22 protein-coding genes are annotated in these 22,128 nt (G+C 59.2%); 8 read left to right on the plus strand and 14 right to left on the minus strand.

What is annotated here, in order from left to right:
* Window positions 1–183: 183 nt before the first annotated feature.
* Window positions 184–684, plus strand: coding sequence for a phosphate-starvation-inducible protein PsiE (locus tag LOY56_RS04350; RefSeq protein WP_258620134.1), 501 nt, complete (start codon window positions 184–186; stop codon window positions 682–684).
* Here LOY56_RS04350 and LOY56_RS04355 read toward each other — a convergent pair.
* The 3 genes from LOY56_RS04355 to LOY56_RS04365 form a co-directional block, all read right to left on the minus strand.
* Window positions 681–998, minus strand: a complete 318-nt coding sequence (locus LOY56_RS04355; protein WP_123496706.1) for a DUF3509 domain-containing protein — start codon at window positions 996–998, stop codon at window positions 681–683. The genes LOY56_RS04350 and LOY56_RS04355 overlap by 4 nt on opposite strands.
* A gap of 210 nt (window positions 999–1,208) precedes the next feature.
* Complete coding sequence (locus LOY56_RS04360; RefSeq protein WP_258620135.1) at window positions 1,209–2,510, minus strand: serine/threonine transporter; 1,302 nt, start codon at window positions 2,508–2,510, stop codon at window positions 1,209–1,211.
* 63 nt (window positions 2,511–2,573) lie between these two features.
* Window positions 2,574–3,950: an L-serine ammonia-lyase gene (locus tag LOY56_RS04365; RefSeq protein WP_258620136.1), complete on the minus strand. Its 1,377-nt coding sequence runs from the start codon at window positions 3,948–3,950 to the stop codon at window positions 2,574–2,576.
* Between the two features lie 135 nt (window positions 3,951–4,085).
* On the opposite strand from LOY56_RS04365, the gene LOY56_RS04370 reads away from it, so the two are divergent.
* The gene (locus LOY56_RS04370; RefSeq protein ID WP_258620137.1) at window positions 4,086–5,033 is read left to right on the plus strand and encodes a LysR substrate-binding domain-containing protein; all 948 of its coding nucleotides are present in this window, start codon (window positions 4,086–4,088) and stop codon (window positions 5,031–5,033) included.
* Window positions 5,034–5,247: 214 nt separating this feature from the next.
* Entirely contained in the window at window positions 5,248–5,655 is a 408-nt protein-coding gene (locus LOY56_RS04375) for an HPF/RaiA family ribosome-associated protein (RefSeq protein WP_008070486.1), read from the plus strand.
* Window positions 5,656–5,838: 183 nt separating this feature from the next.
* Here LOY56_RS04375 and LOY56_RS04380 read toward each other — a convergent pair whose 3' ends face one another.
* Entirely contained in the window at window positions 5,839–6,714 is an 876-nt protein-coding gene (locus LOY56_RS04380) for a helix-turn-helix domain-containing protein (RefSeq protein ID WP_258620138.1), read from the minus strand.
* A gap of 137 nt (window positions 6,715–6,851) precedes the next feature.
* Between LOY56_RS04380 and LOY56_RS04385 the strand changes: the two genes are divergently transcribed.
* Entirely contained in the window at window positions 6,852–7,778 is a 927-nt protein-coding gene (locus LOY56_RS04385) for a DMT family transporter (protein WP_258620139.1), read from the plus strand.
* Here LOY56_RS04385 and LOY56_RS04390 read toward each other — a convergent pair.
* The 4 genes from LOY56_RS04390 to LOY56_RS04405 form a co-directional block, all read right to left on the minus strand.
* The gene (locus LOY56_RS04390; protein WP_258620140.1) at window positions 7,775–8,287 is read right to left on the minus strand and encodes a DUF2165 family protein; all 513 of its coding nucleotides are present in this window, start codon (window positions 8,285–8,287) and stop codon (window positions 7,775–7,777) included. The two genes, LOY56_RS04385 and LOY56_RS04390, sit on opposite strands and share 4 nt — an antisense overlap.
* Before the next feature lie 192 nt (window positions 8,288–8,479).
* A complete protein-coding gene (locus tag LOY56_RS04395; protein WP_258620142.1) occupies window positions 8,480–9,454 on the minus strand; it encodes a D-glycerate dehydrogenase in 975 nt (324 codons plus the stop codon).
* A gap of 195 nt (window positions 9,455–9,649) precedes the next feature.
* Complete coding sequence (locus tag LOY56_RS04400) at window positions 9,650–9,913, minus strand: DUF6124 family protein (RefSeq protein ID WP_258620144.1); 264 nt, start codon at window positions 9,911–9,913, stop codon at window positions 9,650–9,652.
* 334 nt (window positions 9,914–10,247) lie between these two features.
* Window positions 10,248–11,216, minus strand: a complete 969-nt coding sequence (locus tag LOY56_RS04405) for a LysR family transcriptional regulator (protein ID WP_258620146.1) — start codon at window positions 11,214–11,216, stop codon at window positions 10,248–10,250.
* Between the two features lie 196 nt (window positions 11,217–11,412).
* Between LOY56_RS04405 and LOY56_RS04410 the strand changes: the two genes are divergently transcribed.
* The 4 genes from LOY56_RS04410 (at window position 11,413) to LOY56_RS04425 (ending at window position 16,311) form a co-directional block, all read left to right on the plus strand.
* A complete protein-coding gene (locus LOY56_RS04410) occupies window positions 11,413–12,912 on the plus strand; it encodes an efflux transporter outer membrane subunit (protein ID WP_258620147.1) in 1,500 nt (499 codons plus the stop codon).
* A 139-nt stretch (window positions 12,913–13,051) separates the two neighbouring features.
* Entirely contained in the window at window positions 13,052–15,262 is a 2,211-nt protein-coding gene (locus LOY56_RS04415) for an FUSC family protein (RefSeq protein ID WP_258620148.1), read from the plus strand.
* Window positions 15,252–15,452: a DUF1656 domain-containing protein gene (locus LOY56_RS04420; RefSeq protein WP_007896379.1), complete on the plus strand. Its 201-nt coding sequence runs from the start codon at window positions 15,252–15,254 to the stop codon at window positions 15,450–15,452. Before LOY56_RS04415 ends, LOY56_RS04420 begins: the two co-directional genes overlap by 11 nt.
* Before the next feature lie 10 nt (window positions 15,453–15,462).
* A complete protein-coding gene (locus LOY56_RS04425) occupies window positions 15,463–16,311 on the plus strand; it encodes an HlyD family secretion protein (protein ID WP_258620149.1) in 849 nt (282 codons plus the stop codon).
* Window positions 16,312–16,439: 128 nt separating this feature from the next.
* Here the strand turns inward: LOY56_RS04425 and LOY56_RS04430 are convergent, their stop codons facing one another.
* The 6 genes from LOY56_RS04430 to LOY56_RS04455 all read right to left on the minus strand — a co-directional run bounded on the left by LOY56_RS04430 (window position 16,440) and on the right by LOY56_RS04455 (window position 22,118).
* The gene (locus LOY56_RS04430; RefSeq protein WP_052966662.1) at window positions 16,440–16,838 is read right to left on the minus strand and encodes a DUF4440 domain-containing protein; all 399 of its coding nucleotides are present in this window, start codon (window positions 16,836–16,838) and stop codon (window positions 16,440–16,442) included.
* 146 nt (window positions 16,839–16,984) lie between these two features.
* The gene (locus LOY56_RS04435) at window positions 16,985–17,809 is read right to left on the minus strand and encodes an SDR family oxidoreductase (protein WP_258620150.1); all 825 of its coding nucleotides are present in this window, start codon (window positions 17,807–17,809) and stop codon (window positions 16,985–16,987) included.
* Between the two features lie 31 nt (window positions 17,810–17,840).
* Window positions 17,841–18,305 (minus strand): hypothetical protein, encoded by a 465-nt coding sequence (locus LOY56_RS04440; RefSeq protein ID WP_008070465.1) that lies wholly within the window; start codon window positions 18,303–18,305, stop codon window positions 17,841–17,843.
* Between the two features lie 224 nt (window positions 18,306–18,529).
* Complete coding sequence (locus LOY56_RS04445) at window positions 18,530–19,735, minus strand: ISL3 family transposase (protein WP_258620151.1); 1,206 nt, start codon at window positions 19,733–19,735, stop codon at window positions 18,530–18,532.
* 176 nt (window positions 19,736–19,911) lie between these two features.
* The gene (locus LOY56_RS04450) at window positions 19,912–21,363 is read right to left on the minus strand and encodes a mannose-1-phosphate guanylyltransferase/mannose-6-phosphate isomerase (protein ID WP_223486113.1); all 1,452 of its coding nucleotides are present in this window, start codon (window positions 21,361–21,363) and stop codon (window positions 19,912–19,914) included.
* Between the two features lie 101 nt (window positions 21,364–21,464).
* Window positions 21,465–22,118, minus strand: a complete 654-nt coding sequence (locus LOY56_RS04455; RefSeq protein WP_258620153.1) for an alginate O-acetyltransferase AlgF — start codon at window positions 22,116–22,118, stop codon at window positions 21,465–21,467.
* Window positions 22,119–22,128 lie beyond the last annotated feature (10 nt).

Here is a 22,128-nt window from a genome sequence, read left to right on the forward strand (position 1 = left end):
GTAGGAGCGAGCGGTGCGGCGATCCGACTTGCCCGCGAAGGCGTCCGTCCTGATGCCACTCACGTGTCTCATATCACGCAGCCATCATCTCACCCAACAGTATCTGGCCTTTTTTCTGCATGCAGAACAACCGTCACGTCCAACCCGCATCATCCGCTCGAATCGAGCTAAGGAACCATCATCGTGAAAATCAACTGGGCCGAGAATCTGCGGCAGAACGTGCACCAACTGGCCGAGTCCCTGGGCAACCTGTTCGTCGAGACCTTCCACTACCTCGCGCTGTTCGCCATCGGTGCAGTCACCGCGTGGGCGGCGGTGATGGAATTCTTGCAGATGATCGAGGCGGGGCACATCAAGATCGATGACATCTTGCTGCTGTTCATCTACCTGGAACTGGGGGCGATGGTCGGGATTTACTTCAAGACCAACCACATGCCGGTGCGCTTCCTGATCTACGTGGCGATCACCGCACTGACGCGGCTGCTGATCTCCAACGTCTCGCACCACAATCCGCCAGACGTGGGGATTATCTACCTGTGCGGCGGGATTCTGCTGCTGGCGTTTGCGATTCTGGTGGTGCGTTACGCCTCGTCGCAATTCCCTTCGGTGAAGATCGAACACCCGCAGCGCAAGATCGGTGCGGGTTCCGGTGAGCATCCCGAAGTGGAGAAGGGCGAGCTTTAAAGCCCCATTGAAGGTCGGGGCCGGGATTTGACCAAGGGCGGCGGCGGGTTGCGATTGTCGCCGTCGGTCATGGCTTCGAGGATGGCCACGGCGCTGTGGCCCTGTTCGATGGCGATGCCGAATTGAATGCTTTGCACCAGGCGTTTGAGGCGCTTGGGATCATTGCGCTGTTCGGCGCTGATCATCCGTTTGGCCACCACGCGGCCACTTTTGGAGAGGGTCAGCATGATGCTGCCGTCCAGACCCTGAATGCTCAGGTTGACTTGATAATCCGGTGCAAAGGCATCGGTAATGAGCTGAAAAGGGTTGTCCATAATGCGTCACTGCCTGATTGAACGTGCAGTTGTTGACGGCCGTGATCGGGATTAGTTCGCAACACCAGACCACCGGCCTTCCATGTTCATGTGCTTTCATCCGTGTTGCGTAAGGGATATAGCAAGGTGCATGCCGGAAAAATTGTCGAACAATGGATACGGCAAAAAAATGGCGGGTACTCTGGCCCGCCTTCTTTTTGCCTGCCCGTTTCAGGGCATGAACGAGTAGATGATCGCAGACAGTGCAATCAAGCCGATCAATACCACGAACACGTTCGAGGCCTGATTCGAGTACTGGCGCAACGCCGGCACGCGGCGGATGGCGTACATCGGCATCAGGAACAACAGGCACGCGATGATCGGTCCGCCGAGGGTTTCGATCATGCCCAGGATGCTTGGATTGAAGGTCGCGACGGCCCAGCAGCTGAGGATCATGAACAGCGCAGTGACTCGGTTCAGCCAACTGCTGGACATGACGCGACCACGGCCACGCAGGCTTTTCACGATCAGGCCCTGAAAACCTTCGCTGGCGCCGATGTAATGGCCGAGGAAGGATTTGGTGATCGCCACCAGCGCAATCAACGGCGCCGCGTAAGCGATGACCGGGGTCTGGAAGTGGTTGGCCAGGTACGACAGGATCGAAATGTTCTGCGCCTTCGCGGCGGCCAAATCAGCCGGGGACAGCGCCAGCACGCAGCTGAAGCAGAAGAACATCACCGTCACCACCATCATCGCGTGGGCGATGGCGAGGATGCCGCTGCTTTTGCGTTCGGCTTGCTCGCCGTAACGCTGTTTCTGATCGACGGCGAAGGCGGAGATGATCGGCGAATGGTTGAACGAGAACACCATTACCGGGATCGCCAGCCACAAGGTCTTGAAGAACAGCGGCAGCGGCATGCCTTCACTGGCGGTGGCGAAGAATGCGCCGTTCCAGTTCGGGATCAGGCTGACGCCGAGCAGCAGCAACGCCGCGACGAACGGGTAAACCAGCACGCTCATGCATTTGACGATGACGCCCTGACCACAACGTACGATCGCCATCAGGCCGAGAATCAGCCCCAGCGACAGAATCGCCCGAGGAGGCGGGGTCATGTGCAACTGGTGCTCCATGAGGCTGCTCAGGGTGTTGGTCAGCGCCACGCTGTACACCAGCAAAATCGGGAAGATCGCGAAGAAATACAGCAGCGTGATCAGCTTGCCGGCACCGATGCCGAAGTGTTCTTCCACCACTTCGGTAATGTCCCCGGAACGGCCGGACAACACGAAGCGCGTCAGGCCACGGTGGGCGAAGAAGGTCATCGGAAAGGCCAGTACCGCCAGGAGCAGCAGCGGCCAGAAACCACCGACACCGGCGTTGATCGGCAGGAACAGCGTGCCGGCGCCAATCGCCGTGCCATAGAGGCCGAGCATCCAGGTGGTGTCGTGTTTGCTCCAGCCTTTGTGGGTTATTTCGCTATTGCGGGTCAGGTCTACAGCAGGATTATCGGCAGCAGGTGTACGTACATCGGTCATCGTTTTTGCCTCGTTATTATTCTTGCTCGGGCTCACGTGTTGCGAACGGTCAGGGAATGCTCCTCAGCACTCCACCCAGCTCACCGCCAGGCCGCCCCGTGAAGTTTCTTTGTATTTGTCGTGCATGTCGGCGCCGGTATCGCGCATGGTGCGGATCACCCGATCCAGGGAAATGAAGTGTTTGCCGTCGCCGCGCAGGGCCATTTGCGTTGCGTTGATTGCCTTCACCGCAGCGATTGCGTTGCGCTCGATGCAAGGCACCTGCACCAGGCCGCCGACCGGATCGCAGGTCAGGCCGAGGTTGTGTTCCAGGCCGATTTCGGCGGCGTTTTCCAGTTGCTCGGGAGTCGCTCCGAGCACGTCCGCCAAACCGGCGGCAGCCATGGCGCAGGCGGAACCGACTTCACCCTGACAGCCGACTTCGGCGCCGGAGATCGAGGCGTTTTTCTTGCAGAGAATGCCTACAGCGGCAGCGCCCAAAAAGAACGCCACGACGTCATCGTCTGACGCGTCCGGGTTGAATTTCATGTAGTAGTGCAGCACGGCGGGAATGATCCCTGCCGCCCCGTTTGTAGGCGCGGTCACCATGCGTCCGCCCGCCGCGTTTTCTTCGTTCACGGCGAGGGCGAACAGGTTGACCCACTCCATGGCTGACAGGGTGGAGCTGATGACATTGGGTTTGCCGATTTCCAACAGGCTGCGGTGCAATTTCGCGGCGCGGCGCGGCACATTCAGACCGCCGGGCAGGATGCCTTCGTGACGCAAGCCTTGCTCGACGCATTCACGCATCACCGACCAGATATGCAGCAACCCCTGGCGGATCTCGGCGTCACTGCGCCAGGCCCGTTCGTTGGCCATCATCAGCTCGGAAACCCGCAGGCCGTGCTGGTTGCAGAGCTTGAGCAATTCGGCGGCGCTGGAGAAATCGTACGGCAGGACTACATCGCTGGTCGGCGCAATGCCGGACTCGGCTTCAGCGGCTTCGATGATGAAACCACCGCCCACCGAGTAGTACGTTTGCTCGAACAATTCATCGGTTTCGCCGAAGGCTGTCAGCGACATGGCGTTGGGGTGGTAGGGCAGGCTCTCGTCCAGCAACAGGAGATCGTGCTGCCAGTTGAAGGCAATGGTCGATTTACCGGCCAGACTCAGTTCGCCGGTTTCACGCAAGGTCTGGATTCGGCTGTCGATGGAGGTCGGATCAATGCTGTCTGGCCATTCGCCCATCAGGCCTATGACGCAGGCACGGTCGGTTGCGTGGCCGACGCCAGTGGCCGAAAGGGAGCCGTAGAGGCGGATTTCTACCCGCCGTACGTCGGCCAGTAAATGTTGCTCAATCAGTGCTTGGGCGAAGGTTGCGGCGGCGCGCATCGGGCCGACGGTGTGGGAACTGGACGGGCCGATGCCGACTTTGAAAAGATCAAAAACACTGATAGCCATGCTAAAGCCTATACAAGCAATGGAAGAGAAATCGCTGCCATTTTTGTAGGCCGAGCGCAATGTCGGCGATACTGCCTCTCTCGGTCCTACGTGACCAACGAAACTTTCTAAGACAGCCTTTAGCAGGACTAAACAATGAGTCGCCAATTGCATGCCCAGACTTACGTCTGGCTGCACGTGTTTTCGTGTGCCGCGCGGCACTTGTCCTTCACCCGTTGCGCCGAAGAACTGCACATCACGCCGGGGGCAGTCAGTCAGCAAATTCGGCAACTGGAAGAGCGGCTGGGTTTTCGCCTGTTTCATCGTCGCGCCCGGGGCGTGGAATTGAGCGCCGAAGGCCAGCGATTGGCTATCACCGTTAACGAAGCCTACGGCAGCATCGATGCGGAATTGCGACGATTGGATGCGGGAATGATCAGCGGGATTTTGCGGTTACGCTCGATTCCCTCGTTCCTGAGCAAATGGCTGACCCCGCGCCTGCCGCGTTTACAACAGCGCTTTCCGGACATTCAGTTGCGGCTGGTGGCCGAGGACAGCAGCGTGCCGTTGCATGAAGGGGATTTCGATTTGGCCATCGACCTCAATGACGGCAGTTATCCTGGATTGTTATCCACAGCCTTGTTGGATGAGCAGATCTTTCCGGTGTGTGCCCCCAGCCTGTTGCGCGCAAGACCGCCACTGCACGGCCCGGCGGATCTGATGCATTTTCCGTTGCTGCACGATATCACCGCCTGGCGTGGTAGTTTTGAATATGCGGAGTGGGAGTTTTATCTCAACGCCATCGGCTTTGCAGGCGCGGATGTGCGGCGCGGGCATACTTTCAATCGCAATCACCTGACCATCGAAGCGGCCATTGCCGGGATGGGCGTGGCGATTGCGCGGCGAACGCTGCTCAACGATGAACTGGAGCGTGGGACGTTGATCGTGCCGTTTGGCTTGGCGGTGCCCAATCACAAGCGTTACGTGCTGCTCTATGCGCCGGGCGCGCTGAGTCATCCGGGCGTACGCGCGGTGCATGACTGGCTGGTGGAAGAGGCGGGGATATTTCGTAGTCTGCATCCGCTGGCGGAGCGGCAGATGTGAGCAGCTAAGACATCAAGCAGGGGCGACCGAACTCCCGACATTAACAGCGCTTTTGCCCGTTGTCCGGCTTTTTTTACGTATGAATATTTATCTTTTTTTAGGGGTTGAATTATCCAGCGTACACACCGATTGTGTAACCAAGAGGTCACGGTGATGACGCCCAAGGGGCTAGCTGACCGGCCTCTCGCGAGCTAGCTGAAATAAGGGATGAACTATGCAAATCCAAGTCAATAGCGATAACCATATTCAAAGCAGCATCCGACTGGAGGAGTGGGTACGTACGACCATTGAGAGCACGCTCGAACGTTATGAAGAGGACCTGACCCGCGTCGAGGTCCATCTGCGGGACGAGAACGGCGACAAGCCCGGTCCCCACGATATGCGCTGCCAGCTGGAAGCGCGGCCAAAAGGCCACCAACCGATTTCTGTCACTCATAAAGCCGCTAACCTGGAACTGGCGATCGACGGTGCGGCCGAAAAACTCGAACATGCGCTTGAACATCTGTTCGGCAAACTGCGGGGCAAACCACGTGCCGCTGTGGTGCCGTTCGAAAGGCCTACGGCCGATGCGCTGCTGGAAGACGAGTTTCTCGAGAACGAACAGGCTGCACAAAACGGCTGAGGCCTGATTCACTTTTTACCTTCCCACGTTCTCTCCACCTGAAAACGGGCCTGCTTATGCAGGCCCGTTTTTGTTTCAGCATCCATCGGTGCCCCACCACCAGGCTAGTCAACCGGGCCGAACGCATGCTCCAAGGAGCTGCCGAAGGCTCGGGCCGCGTTCGGACGATCTTTTGATCTTGCTTTACCGCAAGAATGCCTGCCGATATTCCCCGGGCGTCCCACCCAAAGCCTGACGAAACCGGTTGGTGAAATGGCTCGCGCTGGCAAACCCACAGGCCAATGCAATCTCCCCCAACGGCTGCGACGTCCCGCGCAACAACTCCTGCGCCCGACTCAGTCGTCTAGCCAACACATACTGATGCGGCGGCAAACCGAAGCTCACACGAAACATCCGCGCAAAATGATATTCAGACAACGCACACAATGCCGCCAACTGCCCAAGGCTGATCGCTTCCGCCAATTGATGATCGATGAACTCCACCAACTGCCGTCGTTGATGTGCCGCCAACCCACCCTTGAGGCGCAGGCCCTCACGCACGCCGACCTGGCTGAGTAGGGCATGGCTGAGCATTTCATGAGCCAGGCTGCTGGTGAGAAGGCGTTCGCCGGGTTCGTCCCAGTTGAGGGTAATCAACTGCCGAAAGCGCCGGGCTTGCTGCGGATCTTCAAGGAACGTGCGCTCGCGCAACTGCAATTCCCGAGGTTCGCGATCCAGCAGCGTGACGCAGCCAAGGGCAAATTGTTCGGAGCTGAAATACAGGTGGGCCAGGCGAATATCGCCATTGATCACCCAGCCTGACTGATGATCGGCCGGCAGAATGCACAGCTTGTCCGGGCCGCCCTTGGTACCGGGCTGGTCGCGGCGAAAGGTGCCGGTGCCGCCGGCGATGTAGCAGGACAAGGTGTGATGGCTCGGCGCTTCGTAGTCCTGGGCGTCGTGGTGGTTGCTCCACAAAGCTGCAGCCATGCCGTCACCGAGCTCGGCGCTATGCTCCAGACGAGCATTGGGCGAGCGGTTAAGCGCTTGAAAGACTTGCAGGGTATCCAGTGCGGCCATGATCGGTTCTCTCCAACGCTTTGCATCCTACTCCGTAGACGTTGGCCTGCCAGCCCGCCGGCCGACAAAAGCGCAAGTTTATGCAAGTGCAAAAGGATTGCGCGTCGGACACTGAAGGCCTATTCAGGAGTCTGGCCATGAACCTCTCGTTATACCTGCTGACCGTGCTGATCTGGGGCACCACCTGGATTGCCTTGAAATGGCAACTGGGCGTGGTGGCGATTCCGGTGTCGATCGTCTATCGCTTCGGCCTTGCCGCGCTAGTGCTGTTCGTGATGTTGCTGCTTAGCCGGCGCTTGCAAGTGATGAACCGTCGCGGGCATCTGATTTGCCTGGCTCAGGGGCTGTGCCTGTTCTGCATCAATTTCATGTGCTTTCTCACCGCCAGCCAATGGATCCCCAGTGGTCTGGTCGCCGTGGTGTTTTCCACCGCCACCCTGTGGAACGCCTTCAACGCACGGGTGTTCTTCGGCCAGAAAATTGCCCGTAACGTGCTGATGGGCGGCGCATTGGGCTTGCTCGGGCTTGGCCTGCTGTTCTGGCCGGAGCTGGCCGGTCATACCACCAGCCCGGAAACCTTGCTCGGGTTGGGTCTGGCGCTGCTCGGAACCTTGTGTTTCTCGGCCGGCAACATGCTGTCGAGTCTGCAACAGAAGGCGGGCCTGAAACCCCTGACCACCAATGCCTGGGGCATGGCTTACGGCGCGGCGATGTTGTCGGCGTGGTGCCTGGTCAAAGGCATCCCGTTCGACATGGAATGGAATGCCCGCTACATCGGGTCGTTGTTGTACCTGGTAATTCCCGGCTCGGTGATCGGCTTCACCGCCTACCTGACGCTGGTCGGGCGCATGGGGCCGGAGCGGGCGGCGTATTGCACCGTACTCTTTCCGGTGGTGGCGCTAAATGTGTCGGCGTTCGTCGAAGGCTATCAATGGACGGCGCCGGCACTGGTGGGGCTGGTGCTGGTGATGTTGGGGAATGTGTTGGTGTTCCGTAAACCTGGGGGACTTCGATTACGCGCAGGCGTAGACGCGCCTGATAAATACGGCAGGGCGCAAAGTTAATCATTCTCGATTCTGATGCTTATATAAATGAGTGAGGGGAATATGAAGTTTAGAATTATCTGGGCCCACTCACCATAGTTCCAGATTTCCGATTGGTCCATGTTAAACCATTCGACACCGACCACCTGTATGCAGACGAAGTAGACGAATATGGCCATCAATAACCCCATCAGTGCATAACTCTTGGCCTCGTGGAAGTCGTCGGCGCTGGCATTGAGTTTTCTATAAAGCTGATAGGTGCCCATCAGGCAAAGCACGGTGTAGATAACTTCAAGTGTAATGATGAACCAGTAAATTCGATGATGAAGCATGGGCGATGTAATGGCCCGATTGGCATATTTCGTCTGGTCTTTGGTGGTGTCCATGCTCAATATGTGCGCGACATACTCGTAATTGGTGGGGTAGTCGGCCAAGTTGCTGTACATCATGAGCAAGCCAAAAAAACTAATAAAAGCCATTAATGCGAGCTTGCTGAATCTGATGGTTTGGTTTGTTGTCAGGTTGTTCACGGTTTTGATTCTCCAGAGTGAGTGCCTGTTATGGCAAATGACTGAAGAGAGTTTATCGTGTGGGTCGTTATTTAAGTTGCTTACTGAATTGCAAGTTGTGTAAAGGTTAGAGGGGCGACTTTAGAAGTTGGTCACCAAGTGTTTTATTCATTGAGCTTGATGCGGGCAGACGTTGAAAGCCTGCCCGTTATTTCAACGATTCCAGACTTGTGGATTCACCAGGTCCTGCGGCCGTTCACCCAGCAAGGCACTGCGCAAGTTAGCCAAGGCGCGGTTGGCCATGGCTTCACGGGTTTCGTGGGTAGCCGAGCCGATGTGCGGCAAGGTCACGGCGTTTTTCAGCTGGAACAATGGCGATTCGGCCAGCGGTTCTTTCTCGTAGACGTCCAGGCCGGCGCCGCGAATCCGGTTGTTTTGCAGCGCTTCGATCAACGCCGGTTCGTCCACTACGGGGCCGCGGGCGATGTTCACCAGAATGGCGCTCGGTTTCATCAGCGCCAGTTCACGGTGGCTGATCAAGTGTCTGGTTTTTTCGCTGAGCGGCACCACCAGGCAGACGAAATCGGCCTCGGCCAGCAGCTGGTCGAGGCTGCGGAACTGTGCACCGAGCTCCTGTTCCAGTTCGGTCTTGCGGCTGTTGCCACTGTAGATAATCGGCATGTTGAAGCCCAACCGCCCACGACGGGCGATAGCCTCGCCGATGTTGCCCATGCCGACAATCCCTAAGGTTTTGCCATGCACATCGCTACCGAACAACGGCGCGCCGACGGTGGCTTGCCATTGGCCGGCCTTGGTCCAGGCGTCCAGCTCGGCGACGCGGCGGGCGCTGCTCATGAGCAAGGCAAAGGCCAGGTCGGCGGTGCTTTCGGTGAGGACGTCGGGGGTGTTGGTGAGCATGATCCCCCGTTCGTTGAAGTAGGCGAGGTCGTAATTGTCGTAGCCAACCGAGACGCTGGAGACCACTTCCAGTTTGGCGGCATTTTCCAGCTGCGCGCGACCGAGTTTGCGGCCGACGCCGATCAGGCCGTGGGCGTGGGGCAGGGCTTCATTGAACTGGGCGTTGATGTCGCCGTTTTTCGGGGTCGGCACGATCACGTCGAAGTCTGTTTGCAGACGTTCGATCATCGGTGGGGTGATGCGGCTGAAGGCGAGGACGGTTTTTTTCATTGGAGGCGGCTCGTCGGGCTTGGAGAATGCCAAGCACGCTAACATTCTTCCCGGACATTTTGCGAGTCTCGGACCGCCGGGTGTACGCCATTCAAAACTGTAGGAGCTGAGCTTGCTCGCGAAAGCGGTGTGTCAGGTGACATAGATGTTGAATGTTAGAAAGTCTTCGCGGGCAAGCCTCGCTCCTACAAGGGATTAGCTGTGTGGCGCAGGCTTAGGTATGTCGACGTTATCCAGCACCCGATTCACCGCCAGTTCGCCCAGCATGATGACCTGCTGGATGCCGAGCATGGTGTTGCGATGAGTGCCTTCGAGAAACCCGGCGAAGTCACTGGCCATGACGCTGGCCGAGGCGAGGGATTCGCTGGCGTAGGCCAACAGGTTTTCGGTATTGGCGTTGGGGGCGACGATGAACAGATGGCTGGGAGTGTGGGGCGGATTCGGTGTTGGCTTAAACATGAGGGCTATTCCTATGGACGGTGTATTAGGGTCGCCACCTTCCGTTTTCCAGACGAAAAGGTGGCAACTGCGCGCGGACTGGAAAAACCGGACACCTTCCAAACCGGCAGACCCGAAGGTCTCCCGCGCACAGCCGCCATAACAAGGAACTGCGTGCACAAAAAAGCGCCGCAGTATGCCATGAGGTGTGTGTAAAGGATGTCAGGTTTTCCAGACCTGATCGCTGATGCGTCAGCGACCCCCAAAGCCTACCCATCTCCCGTCCCACACACCAACCGTCAAAACATGTCGGAAACATCCCTGGATTTCGGCGATTTGTAGGACTGTCTGTAGCTCAATTCGCCACTCGAACCCCACCCAAACTCCCACTCAATTCATACGCCGCCAATTCCGCCTGATGCGCCGCGAGGATCTCCGGCAATGACCCACGCAAGTACTCGACCCACGTCTTGATCTTCGCATCCAGGTACTGCCGCGACGGATAAATCGCATACAGATTCAGTTCCTGCGAACGGTAATTCGCCATCACCCGCACCAGCGTGCCGTTGCGCAGCCCTTCAATCGCCGCATACACCGGCAAAACGCCAACCCCCATGCCACTGGTGATCGCAGTCTTCATTGCATCAGCGGAGTTCACCAAAAACGGTGAACTGTTGATGGTGACCATTTCCTGGCCTTCAGGGCCGTCGAAGGTCCATTTTTCCAGCGGGATGACCGGGCTCACCAGGCGCAGGCAGGCGTGGTTGAGCAGGTCGCTGGGTTTGTGCGCGCAGCCGTTGGCTTTTACATAGGCGGGCGATGCGCAAACGATGCTGTAGGTGATGCCCAACCGTTGGGAGACGAAGCCCGAGTCGGGCAGTTCGCTGGCGAGCACGATGGACACGTCGTAGCCCTCGTCCAGCAGGTCCGGCACACGGTTGGCCATGGTCAGGTCGAAGGTCACGTCCGGGTGGGTTTTGCGGTAGCGGGCGATGGCATCGATCACGAAGTGCTGACCGATACCGGTCATGGTGTGCACCTTGAGTTGCCCGGCCGGGCGGGCGTGGGCGTCGCTGGCCTCGGCTTCGGCTTCTTCGACGTAGGCCAGGATCTGCTCGCAACGCAATAGATAGCGCTTGCCGGCCTCGGTCAGGGCGATGCGGCGGGTGGTGCGGTTGAGCAGACGGGTTTGCAGGTGGGCTTCCAGGTTGGAGACCGCGCGCGAGACGTTGGCCGTGGTGGTGTCGAGTTGCACGGCGGCGGCGGTGAAGCTGCCGGCCTCGGCCACGTAACTGAAGGCGCGCATGTTTTGCAAAGTGTCCATGGGGTGCTCTCGAGTGCGATGGCAAATTGTGACACGAAGTTTCTGCTTTTTTACAGTCGACTTAAGAGGCAACCCAGGGATTATCGCGTTAACGGTAACAAAGATTCACAGGAATCCCGGCTTATCGCCAACAAGGCCCACCCCTAGAATTGCTCCTACGGGGGCTCAGTCCTCTCCCTTTCAGGAATTTGCAGCAGTGCCGCGTCGCATCAACAGAGCGCTCAAGACGCTCAGTGTTTTGGCTTTAACTCTGGCAATCAGCGGCTGCATCGGCACCGCCGGTATTGCCCCACAAGGCAAGGCACTGGAGGCCAATTCATTGGCCACCGATAAAGCCATTCAGAGCGCCGCGCAAGACGCTCATTGGCCCACCACCCAATGGTGGCAAGCCTACGGCGACCCGCAACTGAACCGCTGGATCGACCTCGCCCTGCAAGGCAGCCCGAGCATGGCCATGGCCGCGGCGCGAGTGCGTCAGGCGCGGTCCATGGCCGGCATTGCCGAGTCTACCGAATCGTTGCAGATCAATAGCCAATCCACCCTCAAACGCCACAACTGGCCCACCGATCAGTTCTACGGCCCCGGCGAGTTGGCCAACACCACCACCTGGGACAACAACGCCGCGCTTGGCTTCAGCTATGCCCTCGACCTTTGGGGGCGCGAAAGCAACGCCACCGAGCGCGCCGTGGACATGGCTCACGTGAGCGCCGCCGAGGCGCGGCAGGCCCAGCTCGAATTGCAGAACAACATCGTGCGCGCCTATATCGAGCTTTCGTTGCATTACGCGCAGCGGGATATCGTCGCGGCAACGTTGAAGCAGCAACAGCAAATTCTCGATTTGGCACAGAAACGCCTGAATGGCGGCATCGGCACTCATTTCGAAGTCAGCCAGGCTGAAACACCATTGCCGGAAACCCATCGGCAAATCGATGCGCTGGACGAAGAAATTGCCCTAAGCCGCAACCAACTCGCCGCGCTGGCCGGTAAGGGACCGGGTGAGGGCGCGCAATTGCAACGCCCGACGCTGTCGCTGGGCGCGGCGCTGAAGTTGCCGTCGTCTTTGCCGGCGCAATTGCTCGGCCAGCGCCCGGACGTGGTCGCCAGTCGCTGGCAAGTGGCGGCGCAGGCGCGGGGCATCGATGTTGCCCACGCCGGCTTCTACCCCAACGTCGATCTGGTCGGCAGCCTCGGCTATATGGCCACCGGCGGCGGGGCGCTGGAGTTTTTGACCGGCAAGAAGCTCAACTACAGCGTCGGCCCGGCGATTTCATTGCCGATCTTCGACGGCGGCCGCTTGCGTGCGGAACTGGGCGAAGCCTCGGCGGGTTATGACGTCGCCGTGGCCAGGTACGACCAGACGCTGGTCAACGCGCTGAAGAACATCTCCGACCAGTTGATTCGCCGCGAGTCGATGGACAAGCAACAAGCCTTCGCCGCCGAGTCGGTGGCCACGGCGCAGAAGACCTACGACATCGCGATGATCGCGTATCAGCGCGGGCTCACCGATTACCTCAACGTGCTCAATGCGCAGACGTTGTTGTTCAAGCTGCAACAAGTGCAGCAGCAAGTTCAGGCCGCCCGGTTGAGCGCTCATGCGGAATTGGTGACTGCTTTGGGCGGAGGCCTCGGCGCTGGCAACGACGTGCCGAATGCCGAGAAAACCCAGCCCCCGAAAACTCCGGTTCTTTTGCGTTGAACACAAAATCTGTGGGAGCGAGCCTGCTCGCGATAGCGGTGTGTCAGTCGACATCAATGTTGAATGTGAAATCGCCATCGCGAGCAGGCTCGCTCCCACCGGTTCCGCGACCTGACTGAATTTCATTGAGCAAAATTCCATGACTCCCTTGCCCGCACCTTTGCGCTGGCTGTATTCCCTTGAATGGCGCCGGGGTTTCTTCGACTGGGCACGCAGCGACGGCGTGACCTGGGTGTACATTTTCAAGGTGCTGTTCGCCGCGTTCCTGACCCTGTGGCTGGCCATGCGTCTGGAGTTGCCGCAACCGCGCACCGCGATGATCACCGTGTTCATCGTCATGCAACCGCAAAGCGGCCAGGTCTTTGCCAAGAGCTTTTATCGCTTCCTTGGCACCTTGGCCGGGTCGGCGGTGATGGTCGCGTTGATTGCCTTGTTTGCGCAGAACACCGAACTGTTCCTCGGCTCGCTGGCGATCTGGGTCGGCCTCTGCTCGGCCGGCGCGGCACGTTATCGCAATTTCCGCGCTTATGGATTTGTGCTCGCCGGTTATACGGCGGCGATGGTCGGGCTGCCTGCATTGGCTCACCCCGATGGCGCGTTCATGGCAGCAGTCTGGCGTGTGTTGGAAATCTCCTTGGGGATTCTCTGCTCGACGCTGGTCAGCGCCGCGATCCTGCCGCAAACCGCCAGCGCGGCAATGCGCAACGCCTTGTATCAGCGCTTCGGCGTGTTCGCCTTGTTCGTCACCGATGGCTTGCGCGGTCGCAGCCGGCGCGAGGCGTTTGAAGCGAACAATGTGCGGTTTATCGCCGAGGCGGTGGGCCTGGAAGGGCTGCGCAGCGTCACGGTGTTCGAAGACCCGCACATGCGTCGGCGTAATGGGCGGCTCAGTCGCTTGAACAGCGAGTTCATGGGCATTACTACGCGATTCAATGCGCTGCATCAGTTGCTCGAACGCCTGCGCAGGAGCGGCACTGATCACGTTGTCGCGGCGATCAAACCGGGGTTACAGGATCTGGCCGAAGTGCTCGACGGCTTCAGCGGTCGCGCCTTGACCAGCCCCGACGCTGCACGCCTGGCGATCGCTTTGGCGACCTATAAGGAAAACCTGCCAGCGCGCGTCCGCAGCCTGCGGGCGACCTTTCAGGAGAGTGATCCGAGCGACGCCGAGCAGCTGGATTTTCACACCGCCTATGAGCTGCTTTATCGCTTCGTCGACGACCTGCACAGTTATGCACAGACCCACGCGTCCCTGGCCGATCACAGTCACGAACGGGAACGTTGGGACGAGCCCTTCACCCCGCAAACCAACGGGTTGGCCTCGGCGGCATCGGGTATTCGCGCAGCATTCATCCTGGTGGTGCTCGGCAGTTATTGGGTGGCCACCGCGTGGCCGAGCGGGGCGACCATGACCCTGATCGCTGCCGCCACCGTCGGCCTTTCAGCGGCGACACCGAACCCCAAACGCATGGCGTTTCAGATGGCCTGCGGGACGTTGCTCGGGGCGCTGATCGGCTTCGTCGAGATGTTTTTCATCTTCCCTTTGATCGACGGGTTTCCGTTGCTCTGCGTGATGCTCGCGCCAGTGATCGTGATCGGGGCGTTCCTGACTTCACGGCCGCAATACGCGGGGGTTGGCCTGGGATTGCTGATCTTCTTCAGCACCGGTTCGGTGCCGGACAACCTCACGGTTTACAACCCTTACGCCTTCATCAACGACTACATCGCGATGATCATGGGCATGCTGGTGTGCGCGGCGGCCGGGGCGATCATTCTGCCGCCCAACAGCCGCTGGTTATGGCGGCGGTTGGAGCAGGATTTGCGCGGGCAAGTGGTGTATGCCATCAGCGGCAAACTCAAAGGTTTGGCGTCAAGTTTCGAAAGCCGCACACGGGACTTGCTGCATCAGGCCTACGGCCTCGCAGCGGGACAGCCGCAGGTGCAACGGGACTTGCTGCGCTGGATGTTCGTGGTGCTGGAAGTCGGCCACGCGATCATCGAGTTGCGCAAGGAGCAGGCGATTTTGCCGGTGCATCCGGCGTACGCCGAATCCCAGCCGTGGCGTCAGTCAATCCGGGTGATGGGGCGTTCGCTGGTGCGACTGTTTCTGCAGCCGAGCCAGAGCAATCTGGAACGTGCTCTGGTTGCGGTCGACCACGCGATCAGTTGCGTGCAGGCCACCGACGAACCCTTCGCGCCGCACTTCGATACCTCTGCCTTGCGCCGAGTGAAGAGCTACCTGCACTTCATCCGCACCTCGCTGCTCGACCCGCAATCGCCGCTTGGCGGTTACATAAATGCCAATGCCAACGCCATCGCCAAGCCCCAAGGACTTGAACATGCCTCGTGAAATCGCCTTCCACGGCGTGTACATGCCCACCATGACCCTGATGTTTTTCATTGCGGCGGCGCTGGCCTGGGCGCTGGACCGGTTCCTGTCCGGGTTCGATCTGTACCGCTTCTTCTGGCACCCGGCGCTGCTGCGCCTGAGTCTGTTTACCTGTCTGTTCGGCGCCCTGGCGCTGACTGTTTACCGTTGAGAACACCGTGATGAAAAAGCTCTTCAGCCTGCTCGCGACCCTGCTGGTGTTGGCCCTTGCCCTGTGGATCGGCCGGACCCTGTGGGTGCATTACATGAACACGCCCTGGACTCGCGACGGCCGGGTGCGCGCCGATATCATCAACGTCGCCGCCGACGTTACCGGTGAAGTGGTGGACGTGCCGGTGCACGACAACCAGCTAGTGAAGAAGGGCGATTTGCTGATGCGCATCGACCCCGAGCATTACCGCATCGCAGTGAAACAGGCACAGTCGCTGGTGGCCTCGCGCAAAGCCACGTGGGAGATGCGCAAGGTCAACGCCCATCGCCGTGCCGACCTCGACAACCTGGTGATCTCCAGGGAAAACCGCGACGACGCCACCAACATCGCCGACTCGGCCCTGGCCGATTACCAGCACGCCCAAGCGCAACTGGAAGCGGCCGAACTGAACCTCAAACGCACTGAAGTGCGCGCGGCGGTGGATGGCTATGTGACCAACCTCAACGTCCATCGTGGCGACTATGCGCGCATCGGCGAAGCGAAGATGGCGGTGGTCGATATGAACTCGTTCTGGGTTTATGGCTTCTTCGAAGAAACCAAACTGCCTCATGTGCGCGTGGGCGATAAAGCCGACATGCAATTGATGAGCGGCGAAGTGCTCAAGGGGCATGTGGAAAGCATTTCTCGCGGCATCTACGACCGCGACAACCCGCAAAGCCGCGAGCTGATTGCCGATGTGAACCCGACGTTTAACTGGGTGCGTTTGGCGCAGCGGGTGCCGGTGCGGATTCACATTGATGAAGTGCCAGAGGGCGTGCTGTTGGCGGCGGGGATTACGTGTACGGTGGTTGTTAACTAACCGTTAGACCGAGTCGCGCCCATCGCGAGCAGGCTCGCTCCCACATTGATGGGGTTCGGACGCTGATTCGGTGAACGACGAAAATCCCCCGTGGGAGCGAGCCTGCTCGCGATGGACGCAACTCGGTCTCACTCCTTGCAAAACGTCTCATGCAAATGCCGCCAAAGCACCTTGCCATCGGCCTGTTTCTCAAACACCACCGAGGATCGCCGATCAGAATGCAGCCCCGTCGCATCGGTCTGCTGCTCGCGGTAACTCACCACTGCGCCACCGTCATACAGCGCGACACCTCGCAACTCGCTGAGCTCAATCCTGAACCCGAGCTTCTTTCCGCCCGCCAGCAGAAACAATTCATTCAACGCCTCGAAATCCAGCACCCGGCCCAACGGCGAGATCATGGAAAACTGCGGTGAAAAACGTGTGAGCAACTGTTCAAGCGCAGACACATCTTGTTCCTCGGCCAACCATTGCTCGATGGCTATGTGGGCCTGGATCACTTCGTCAAAGTACTCGGTGTAGTCGGTCATGGGACGTTCGATCACTTAATGGATTTCAGAAAAGTTTCGGGATTTTCGATGATTGTGCCGACGCCTTCGCGGGCAAGCCTCAATACCAGTCAGTTAAGCGCAATCCATGTGGCAGCGGGCTTGCTCGCGAAGGCGTCGACCCGGTATCAGAGTTGCCCGCGCAATCCGAACCGCTTCATCAACCCCGACTCCAGCAGCCCCTTGGGCAACAACCCTGCCATCAACGGCAACGCCCGGCTGCCATTGCCCAAGCGAACCAGACGCGGCGGCTTGCTCTGCTGCACAGCCTTGAGCAAACCGGCGGCAAATTCACTGGCCGGCGTCGGCTTGTCCTGAGACGCTTTGGCCCGTGCACGAATGCCTTCACGCAACGGCCACCATGGCGATTGCTCGGTGATCAGTTGCTCAGCCTCTTGACCGGCATTCTTGGCGAAGCTGGAGGCGATGGCCCCTGGCTGAACTTCCATGACCCGCACGCCAAACGGCGCCAGTTCCATGCGCAATGCATCGCTCAAGGCATGCACGGCTGCTTTCGAAGCACAGTAAGCACCGGCAAACGGCGTGACCAGAACCCCGGAAACACTGCCGATATTCACTACCAAGCCCCTGGCGCGACGCAGCACCGGGAACATCGCGCGAGTGACGCCAACGATTGCAAACACGTTGGTTTCGAATTGCCGCTGCATGGCCGGCACACCGCCATCGAGCAGGGGGCCCATGGCGCCATAGCCGGCGTTGTTGATCAGCACATCAAGGCCGCCGCGTTGCTGATTGATCCGCTCACTCAGTTGTTCGAGGGCCGGGCCATCGTTCACGTCCAATTGCACGGCGGTGAAACCGGCAGCGGTTAGAGTGGCTACGTCTTCAGCCTTGCGGGCGCTGGCCCAGACTTCGTAACCAGCACTTTTGAAAGCGTCGGCGAGGGCGCGGCCAATGCCGCTGGAACAACCGGTAATCAACGCAACGGGCATGGCGCGGTCCTTGTGCAAAAAAAAGGGAGGATCAGTCGGAGAAGCTACCCTGCAAGCGCTCGGCGCGAAACTCCAGGGTTTGCGGGCGATAACCGGGGCGCAGGGGCGGCATTGGCAAGCAGTCTTCCCAATTGCCGCCGGCCTGCAATTCGCCGGGGCCGCGATAACGCGGTGCGGCGTATTGATTGTCAGCCAGATTGACCGTATCGCCCGGTGCATAAGCGGCGATGCGCCAGCGCAGTTCGGTCAGCGGCACGTCGTTGCCGTTGTTCATCGTCAGCTTCAAGGGGCGATCCGCCGGGCAGTGTTCGGGCGCGTAGGTGATACGCAGCTCAAGGCGCGCCAGTTGCTTGACCTCGCGGGTGTCCAGCCAGAATACCCACACCGCCACCAGGCCCAATCCGACAGCGGCGGCCATGGAAACCGGCACGGCCTTGGACGGGTAGCGCAGCAGCAGGATCAGCCAGGTGATGACTAGCAGGACGCCGATGAACATGACGCGAAACCTCGGGAAGGGAAAGAGCATCCTACCTAAGCGTAGGTGGGATTGGCGATGGGCATTCATTCAGCGGTGGCTGGTCAGGCCCCATCGCGAGCAGGCTCGCTCCCACATTGACCGAGTTCGGACGCTGATTCGGTGAACGACGCAAATCCCCTGTGGGAGCGAGCCTGCTCGCGATGAGGCCAGTGGAGGCAAGAAAAGCCCAAAAAAAAGGTTCTTCACGGATTACCGGGAAAGACGCTCTTGATCTTCATGAAAAAGAATTCGCTATCCCGGTAACCGTACGCCATCCGCTTGATGACCTTTATTCGATTGTTTATGCCTTCCAGCTGCCCCGTGTGCATCGGCCAGCGAACACGGCTGACGATGCCCCGCCAGTAACCCTTTAGTCGTTTTGCAAACTGGATCAGCGCCGGTATTCCGCTTTCATGAGCATGGCGCAGCCATTGCTTCCAGGCTGATCGCCAGCCCCAGGCGGTACTCGGCGTCCAGAGCGTTTTGAGTTCAGCCTTCATCAAATAGACCGTCATCAACGCTTGGTTGGCCGCCAGCAGATCCTCCAAACGGACCTGTTGCGCCGGCGTTTTCAGGTTCTCCGGGTTGCGCAGAAGCAGCCATCGCGCTTGCTTGATGACCTTTCGTGCAGGCTTGTCATGACGTAGCCGATTAGCTTCGTCGACGCGGACCCGATCAATCACCTCTCTTCCATATTTGGCCACCACATGGAAGAGGTCGTAGACCACTCGCGCTTTTGGGCAGTGCTGACGAACCTCCAGGTCAAAGGCAGTGTTCATGTCCATCGCCACCGCTTCTATTCGAGCGCAACCCTCTGGCCCCAGCTCTTCGAAGAACGGCCTGATCGCTGCACGGCTGCGGCCTTCGCCAATCCACAGCACTCGCCGGGTATCGGCGTCCAGCACAACGCTGGCGTAACGATGACCTTTGAACAGCGCGAATTCGTCCATTACCAAGCGCCGTGGCTGCGCCTTTGGCAAAACACTCAACGCCGCTTGCAAGGCTCGACGCTCCAGCAACCGAACGGTGTCCCAATGCAGCCCAAACAGTTGAGCCACGTGCAGCGTGGGAAGGCGCTCGCAGGCTTGAATGACGGCCTCAGCCAGGCGGCGCGTCATGCGGGCATAGCGATCCAGCCAACTGACGGCCTCCATACGTTTACCGCAATCACGGCAGCCCACACGTCTGAGCAACACACTGAGACGCACCGCACGGCCGAGGATGGGTAAATCACGAACGGTTCGCTCGCAATACTCATGAGTGGTTGAACAGGGCTTTTGGCACCCGCCACAGGAGGGGAACCGGGTGGCATGAGGGGTTAGATCGATTTGTAGCGTATCGCCATCAGGCTTGATGGTGACAACAGAAAAGCCCTCCCAAAAAGGAAGGAAAGTATTAATATCGCGCATAAGAACGCCGGTTTGTTAGATGTGTTTGCTCGCACGAACATCATCAATCAAATCGGCGTTCTTGTTTCTGTGTTTCCCGGGATTCCGTGAAGAACCAAAAAAAAGCCCCCGCCCAACCCACTGCGGATAGGGACGCAGCGGGCTGGACGGGGGCTTTTTATTTCTTACCGGTCAAATCACTGCGCGATGGTTTTCACCGACACGCCGCGTTCGATCGGGGTAGAGCGACCGTAGATATCTTCGAACCGCTCGATATCGTCTTCACCCAGGTAGCTGCCCGATTGCACTTCGATGATCTCGAGTGGAATCTTGCCCGGGTTGCGCAGACGGTGAACCGAGGCGATCGGGATGTAGGTCGACTGGTTTTCAGTCAGCAGGAACACGTTTTCGTCGCAGGTCACTTCGGCAGTGCCGCTGACCACGATCCAGTGTTCGGCGCGGTGGTGATGCATTTGCAGCGACAGGCACGCGCCCGGCTTGACCGAGATGCGCTTGACCTGGAAGCGGCCACCCATGTCCACCGAGTCATAGGAGCCCCACGGACGATAGACTTCGCAGTGGGTCTGGGTTTCGCTGCGACCCTGCTCGTTGAGGGTGTTGACCATCTGTTTCACGCCTTGGACCTTGTCCTTGTGGGCGATCATCATGGCGTCTTTGGTTTCGACGACCACGATGTTTTCCAGGCCGATCACCGACACCAGTTTGCCGTTGCCGTGGATCATGCAGTTTTTGCTGTCCTGGATGACCACGTCGCCTTTGGTGACGTTACCGTTGGCGTCTTTTTCATTGACTTCCCACAGCGACGACCAGCAACCGACATCGCTCCAGCCTGCGGTCAGTGGTACTACGCAGGCGCGCTGGGTTTTTTCCATCACCGAATAGTCGATGGAATTGTCCGGGCAGCAGGCGAAGGTGGCAGGGTCGATATCGACGGTGTCGGCATCCTGTGCGCTACGTTCCAGCGTCAGCACGCAGGTGTCGTAGATGTCCGGATCGTGTTTTTTCAGCTCTTCGAGGAAGCGGCTGGCACGGAACAGGAACATGCCGCTGTTCCAGAAGTAACCACCGGACTGGACGAACTCAGTGGCGCGTTTCACATCCGGTTTTTCGACGAAGTGCGAGACACGGCTGACGCCTTCCGGCAGCAGGGCATCGTTGGTGGATTTGATGTAGCCGTAACCGGTTTCCGGTTTGGTCGCCGGCACGCCGAACAGCACCATCTCGCCACGCTCGGCCGCCACAGTGGCCAGGGCCAGGGCGCGCTGCAGGGCTTTCTGGTCTTCCAGCACGTGGTCGGCCGGCAGCACCAGCATCAACTCGTCGCGACCTTCATTGACCAGCATCATCGCGGTCAGGGCCACTGCTGGCGAGGTATTGCGGCCGAAGGGTTCCATCAGCACGCGCTGCACGTCCAGGTTGCGGGCGCTCAGCTGCTCGTTGACGATGAAACGGTGTTCCTTGTTGCAGACCACGATCGGGGTGTCCATGCCTTCGAACACCAGGCGTTCCAGGGTTTGCTGGAACAGCGTTTGTTCGCCGGTCAGGGCGAGGAATTGCTTGGGGAATTGCTTACGCGAAAGCGGCCAAAGACGTGAGCCGCTACCACCTGACAAGATCACCGGAATCATGTTGTTACTCCTATAAATGCAGTTGGGAGCTGCAAGCTGCAAGTGGCAAGTTAGAAGCGCTTCACTTGCAGCTTGAGGCTTATAGCTGATAGCTCGCGCGATTAGCGCGTCGACACCGGGCGCTTGACCCACACTGGCGACAGGCTGCTGCCGCTGCCGGTGACGTACAGCACCGCGGCTTCGCCTCGTTCCAGGGCAACCGGTTTTACGTCGCCGACTTTGGTGGCGCCGTCGTACAGTGCCAGGCTGACTTTCACCGGGTTGATTTCACGCTCGCCACGGCCCTTGGCCGCCACGGACGGGACCACTTCGGTCTTGCCATCGGCGGTTTTCAGGGTCAGGGCCTTGTCGCTCAGGTTTTGTACGCGTACCAGGGATTTCTGTTTGTTCTTGAACGGCGGCTCTTCGATCAGTTGTGGCGCGCCGCTGGCGTTGTTGACCAGGGTGTAATAGTGGTCGCCGGCCAATTTCACCGGCAGGGTCTGGCTGCCGACCTTGGCGCTGTAATCGCCGCCCGGCATGAAGCTGAAGTCTGTGCTGGACAGCGGCGCGACTTCGCTCAGGTTGGTGGTGCCAACGGTGGCGCTGACTTCAGCGTTACCGGCGTTGTAGACCCGCACGAAGCTGGAGCCTTTCGGTGCGGTCGGGCCGTAGAGCGCGCCGTCACCGGCGAAGGCCTGCAAGGACAATACGCTCATGCCAGCGACGAGGGCAAAGGTCTTAGCGAGACGGCGAGGAGTAGTAGTGAAAGTCATGGTGTACCTC

It is taken from the genome of Pseudomonas sp. B21-048, assembly GCF_024748615.1.
Lineage (GTDB): Bacteria > Pseudomonadota > Gammaproteobacteria > Pseudomonadales > Pseudomonadaceae > Aquipseudomonas.

What these genes read in the sequence shown, in the direction of transcription:
- LOY56_RS04445 (WP_258620151.1), bottom strand. Translation starts at nt 19,735, where the DNA reads ATGCGCGATATTAATACTTTCCTTCCTTTTTGGGAGGGCTTTTCTGTT.
- LOY56_RS04365 (WP_258620136.1), bottom strand. Translation starts at nt 3,950, where the DNA reads ATGGCTATCAGTGTTTTTGATCTTTTCAAAGTCGGCATCGGCCCGTCC.
- LOY56_RS04360 (WP_258620135.1), bottom strand. Translation starts at nt 2,510, where the DNA reads ATGACCGATGTACGTACACCTGCTGCCGATAATCCTGCTGTAGACCTG.
- LOY56_RS04430 (WP_052966662.1), bottom strand. Translation starts at nt 16,838, where the DNA reads ATGACCGACTACACCGAGTACTTTGACGAAGTGATCCAGGCCCACATA.
- LOY56_RS04355 (WP_123496706.1), bottom strand. Translation starts at nt 998, where the DNA reads ATGGACAACCCTTTTCAGCTCATTACCGATGCCTTTGCACCGGATTAT.
- LOY56_RS04440 (WP_008070465.1), bottom strand. Translation starts at nt 18,305, where the DNA reads ATGTTCATCGGCGTCCTGCTAGTCATCACCTGGCTGATCCTGCTGCTG.
- LOY56_RS04415 (WP_258620148.1), top strand. Translation starts at nt 13,052, where the DNA reads ATGACTCCCTTGCCCGCACCTTTGCGCTGGCTGTATTCCCTTGAATGG.
- LOY56_RS04375 (WP_008070486.1), top strand. Translation starts at nt 5,248, where the DNA reads ATGCAAATCCAAGTCAATAGCGATAACCATATTCAAAGCAGCATCCGA.
- LOY56_RS04400 (WP_258620144.1), bottom strand. Translation starts at nt 9,913, where the DNA reads ATGTTTAAGCCAACACCGAATCCGCCCCACACTCCCAGCCATCTGTTC.
- LOY56_RS04420 (WP_007896379.1), top strand. Translation starts at nt 15,252, where the DNA reads ATGCCTCGTGAAATCGCCTTCCACGGCGTGTACATGCCCACCATGACC.
- LOY56_RS04370 (WP_258620137.1), top strand. Translation starts at nt 4,086, where the DNA reads ATGAGTCGCCAATTGCATGCCCAGACTTACGTCTGGCTGCACGTGTTT.
- LOY56_RS04425 (WP_258620149.1), top strand. Translation starts at nt 15,463, where the DNA reads ATGAAAAAGCTCTTCAGCCTGCTCGCGACCCTGCTGGTGTTGGCCCTT.
- LOY56_RS04385 (WP_258620139.1), top strand. Translation starts at nt 6,852, where the DNA reads ATGAACCTCTCGTTATACCTGCTGACCGTGCTGATCTGGGGCACCACC.
- LOY56_RS04450 (WP_223486113.1), bottom strand. Translation starts at nt 21,363, where the DNA reads ATGATTCCGGTGATCTTGTCAGGTGGTAGCGGCTCACGTCTTTGGCCG.
- LOY56_RS04405 (WP_258620146.1), bottom strand. Translation starts at nt 11,216, where the DNA reads ATGGACACTTTGCAAAACATGCGCGCCTTCAGTTACGTGGCCGAGGCC.
- LOY56_RS04395 (WP_258620142.1), bottom strand. Translation starts at nt 9,454, where the DNA reads ATGAAAAAAACCGTCCTCGCCTTCAGCCGCATCACCCCACCGATGATC.
- LOY56_RS04435 (WP_258620150.1), bottom strand. Translation starts at nt 17,809, where the DNA reads ATGCCCGTTGCGTTGATTACCGGTTGTTCCAGCGGCATTGGCCGCGCC.
- LOY56_RS04380 (WP_258620138.1), bottom strand. Translation starts at nt 6,714, where the DNA reads ATGGCCGCACTGGATACCCTGCAAGTCTTTCAAGCGCTTAACCGCTCG.
- LOY56_RS04455 (WP_258620153.1), bottom strand. Translation starts at nt 22,118, where the DNA reads ATGACTTTCACTACTACTCCTCGCCGTCTCGCTAAGACCTTTGCCCTC.